This is a genomic window from Streptomyces sp. ID05-39B (genome assembly GCF_033794725.1).
Lineage (GTDB): Bacteria > Actinomycetota > Actinomycetes > Streptomycetales > Streptomycetaceae > Streptomyces > Streptomyces bobili.
In genome coordinates this window covers 1-4,096 of the sequence record NZ_JARGEF010000407.1, presented here as the reverse complement: position 1 = coordinate 4,096, position 4,096 = coordinate 1, and the positions used below count along the sequence as shown (strand labels likewise).

The 4,096-nt window shown below is 71.2% G+C and carries 3 protein-coding genes and 1 riboswitch; all 3 genes read left to right on the top strand.

What is annotated here, in order from left to right:
- Positions 1–432: 432 nt before the first annotated feature.
- Positions 433–1,731 (top strand): cytochrome P450, encoded by a 1,299-nt coding sequence (locus tag P1P75_RS40135; RefSeq protein ID WP_319264648.1) that lies wholly within the window; start codon positions 433–435, stop codon positions 1,729–1,731.
- A gap of 181 nt (positions 1,732–1,912) precedes the next feature.
- Complete coding sequence (locus P1P75_RS40130; RefSeq protein ID WP_319264647.1) at positions 1,913–2,911, top strand: transglycosylase family protein; 999 nt, start codon at positions 1,913–1,915, stop codon at positions 2,909–2,911.
- 203 nt (positions 2,912–3,114) lie between these two features.
- A riboswitch (cyclic di-AMP (ydaO/yuaA leader) is annotated at positions 3,115–3,297 on the top strand.
- Between the two features lie 3 nt (positions 3,298–3,300).
- Complete coding sequence (locus P1P75_RS40125) at positions 3,301–4,008, top strand: transglycosylase family protein (protein ID WP_319264646.1); 708 nt, start codon at positions 3,301–3,303, stop codon at positions 4,006–4,008.
- Positions 4,009–4,096: the final 88 nt, after the last annotated feature.

Here is a 4,096-nt window from a genome sequence, read left to right as displayed (position 1 = left end):
CTTTCCCCCCGGCCGGTGACTGGGGAGCCGTGGCCGACGGGGCCTACTGGGAGGCCGGGACACCGGGGGGCCGGACAGCCGGCGCCCCGGGACCCCGGGGCGCCGGAGCGTGGGGAACCCGGGGCGCCGGGCCGGCAGTTGGCAGATTCGGGCCAGGGACACGCCGTGGAACGGGCAGATCGCCGACCGCTTTCCGCCAATCGTCGGCCCGTGTCCGCCGATCGGCGGCCCGGCGCCCCGGTGTCCCCGCGTTCCGGCGCCCCGGTGTCCCGGCGCCCCGGTGTCCCGGCGCCCCGGTGTCCCGGCCTCCATGACGGCTCCGTCGGCACGGGCTCCGCAGTCACGGGCCGTGGGGCAAGGGCTGCGGGCAGGCCGCCCGTCCGATCCCCGACGCGGGCAGGCCGCCCGTCCGATCCCGGATACCGTCGAGGCGTGACCGACCAGCCCGTATCCGAGACGTCCGCGCCTGCCCTGTTCACCTGGGAGTTCGCCACCGACCCCTACCCGGCCTACGCCTGGCTCCGCGAACACGCGCCCGTGCACCGCACCCGGCTGCCCAGCGGTGTGGAGGCCTGGCTGGTCACCCGGTACGCCGATGCCAAGCAGGCCCTCGCCGACCCGCGGCTCAGCAAGAACCCGGCGCATCACGACGAGCCCGCGCACGCCAAGGGCAAGACGGGGATCCCCGGTGAGCGCAAGGCCGAGCTGATGACGCATCTGCTGAACATCGACCCGCCGGACCACACCCGGCTGCGACGGCTCGTCAGCAAGGCGTTCACGCCCCGCAGGGTCGCCGAGTTCGCGCCCCGCGTCCAGGAGCTGACGGACGAACTCATCGACCGGTTCGCGGAGAAGGGCACCGCCGACCTCATCCACGACTTCGCCTTCCCGCTCCCCATCTACGCCATCTGCGACCTGCTCGGCGTCCCGCGCGAGGACCAGGACGACTTCCGTGACTGGGCGGGCATGATGATCCGCCACGGTGGCGGCCCGCGCGGCGGGGTCGCGCGGTCGGTGAAGAGGATGCGCGGCTATCTCCTGGAACTCATCCACCGCAAGCGCGCGGAGCTGCCCGCCGAACCGGCGCCCGGCGAGGACCTCATCTCCGGTCTGATCCGCGCCTCCGATCACGGCGAGCACCTCACCGAGAACGAGGCCGCCGCCATGGCCTTCATCCTTTTGTTCGCCGGTTTCGAGACGACCGTGAACCTGATCGGCAACGGCACCTACGCCCTCCTGAACCACCCCGAGCAGCGCGCCCGCCTCCAGGAGTCCCTGGCGGCCGGCGAGAGCGGCCTCCTGGCGACCGGTGTGGAGGAACTCCTGCGCTACGACGGCCCGGTGGAACTCGCCACCTGGCGGTTCGCCACCGAGTCCCTCACCGTCGGCGGACAGGACATCGCCGCCGGCGATCCGGTCCTCGTCGTCCTGGCGGCCGCCGACCGGGACCCGGAGCGGTTCGCCGACCCGGACGTGCTGGACCTCTCCCGCCGCGACAACCAGCACCTCGGCTACGGCCACGGCATCCACTACTGCCTGGGCGCGCCCCTGGCCCGTCTGGAGGGACAGACCGCACTGGCCACTCTCCTCACCCGGCTGCCGGATCTGCGACTCGGCGCGGACCCGGCCGACTTGAGGTGGCGCGGCGGCCTCATCATGCGCGGACTGCGCACGCTGCCGGTGGAGTTCACCCCCGTTTCCGGCGGTGAACCCGCCGCAGCCGTCCGCTGACCGTCCGTTATGTGACCAAGTGGCGAAGCAAAGGTGACCAATCCTCAACTCTGTGATCTTCACGTGATCTGCGCGGCATTAACTTGTGACAAGTGATCGTCTGCCGATACCTTCACCTGTCAGCGCGGCGCCCCCGTTTTACTCGCCGCGCAGGCACTGCTGTCTCGAGAAAGGCCCTCGCATGCTCTCCGGGAACGGTCGTCACCGGCGCCCCCGTCAGGCTCCGGCCCTCCTTGTCGCGGCCGGCGTGACCGGCACCGCGATCGCCATCCCGCTGCTCGGCGCCACCGGCGCGAGCGCAGCCGACGGCACGGTGTGGGACACGGTGGCGGAGTGCGAGTCCGGCGGCTCCTGGAGCGCCGACACGGGCAACGGCGAGTACGGCGGCCTGGCGCTGAGCCAGGAGGACTGGGAGGCGTACGGCGGCCTCGACTTCGCCGAGCGCCCCGACCTGGCCAGCCGCAACCAGCAGATATCCGTGGCCCAGAAGGTCCTCGCGGACCAGGGCATCGGCGCGTGGGGCACCTGCGGGCTGACCTCAGGACTCACCAAGGCCAACGGCGCGGGCAGCGTGGACACCGGAGTGGCGGACGACTCGTCCGACTCCTCCGTGTCGTCCGGATTGTCCGACCTGTCCAAGGGGTCGTCAGGTTCCACCGGCTCCTCGAAGTCCTCGGACCCCACGGGGGAGTCCGCCGACCCGCCGGCCGAATCCTCCCCGGAAGGCACGGACTCGACGTCCCCGTCGCCTTCGTCCCCTTCCTCCGGTACGCCGGACAACTCCTCTGTGTCCGATACGTCCGAGGATGTGGACGCGAGCGCCTCGGAGCCGGGCGGCAGCACACCCACGGCCACCCCGGAAGTGGACGACTCGGACAAGTCGGTCCAGGATGCGGGCTCTTGGAGCCTCGTCGACACCGGCTCCCTCTCCTCCGGCCGCCATCGCGGCACCACCGCCGAGGAGCCCGCGCCCGCGCCGGACGGCACCACCACCGCCTCCTCCGGCCGTCACGCCGCCGACACCTACGTCGTGCGCGAGGGTGACTCGCTCGCCTCCATCGCCGACTCCCTTGGTCTCGACGGCGGATGGCGTGCGCTCTACGCCGAGAACAAGGCCGCCATCGGTGTCGACCCGAACAACATCGCCGCCGGTCAGACGCTCGACACAGCGGTCCAATAGGGCGGAAAAACGGGAAAAGCAGCGGGAGTTCACGTCATGCTTCGCGCCGAATGTCCGGTTTGGTGAAAGTGTGGGATGAGTCTCAGAAGGCGTGATCGTCTTTGAAATTCCGCCGAGCCCGTGTCTACCGTCAGGACCGCTCGGCAACCCGAGCCCCGGCCGTCGCAACGCCGAATCCTGCCAGTGGCAGTCCGGGAACAGTCGTCGCGCAAGCGCCGTAGGCAGGAGCGGGGGACCCAAGGTAAGTGCCGGACCGGTCGGTTGACCGGAACGGCTCGGGGTGAAGCCACACGTTCCAGGGAGCAGTGCTCCCGAGGGCGAGTGGCCGGGCAACTCACACGGCCCGAACCCGACAGCTCACCTCGCAGGCGTCGGTGAGGGGATCCACCATGCTGTTTTCCGGCAAGGGCAAGCACCGCCGCCCGTCCAAGGCCACCCGTGTCGCCGCGCTCGCCGGTGTCACCGGTGTCGCCATAGCCGCCCCGCTGATGGCGGCCGGCAACGCCTCCGCCGCCACCGCCTCCGAGTGGGACGCGGTCGCCCAGTGCGAGTCCGGCGGCAACTGGTCCATCAACACCGGCAACGGCTACTACGGCGGCCTGCAGTTCTCGGCCTCCACCTGGGCCGCGTACGGCGGCACGCAGTTCGCCTCCACCGCCGACAAGGCCTCGAAGTCCCAGCAGATCCAGATCGCCGAGAAGGTCCTCGCGGGCCAGGGCAAGGGCGCCTGGCCGTCCTGTGGCGTGGGCCTGTCCGGCGCCGCGTACAACGGCGGCTCGGCCTCCACGGGCTCGTCCTCCGCCGGCAACTCCTCCAGTGGCTCCTCGGAGACCACCACGCGCTCCACCGGCGAGCAGGGCGCCTCCCGCTCCGCCGAGCGCCCGGCCGCCAAGACCCCGAAGACGGTCACCACCCCGACCGGCAAGAAGGTCAAGAAGGGCGACGGCGAGTACAAGGTCGTCAAGGGCGACACGCTCAGCTCCATCGCCGAGGCGCACGACGTCAAGGGCGGCTGGGCCAAGCTGTTCGAGCTGAACAAGGACATCGTCCAGGACGCCGACCTCATCTACCCGGGTCAGCAGCTGCACCTGAAGTGACATCCGGCTCCCGGCCGGACCACGGCCCCCTCACCTGCGAGGCCGCCACGCTGACGGCCTCGTGAGGGGGCCGTGGTCCGGCCGGGAG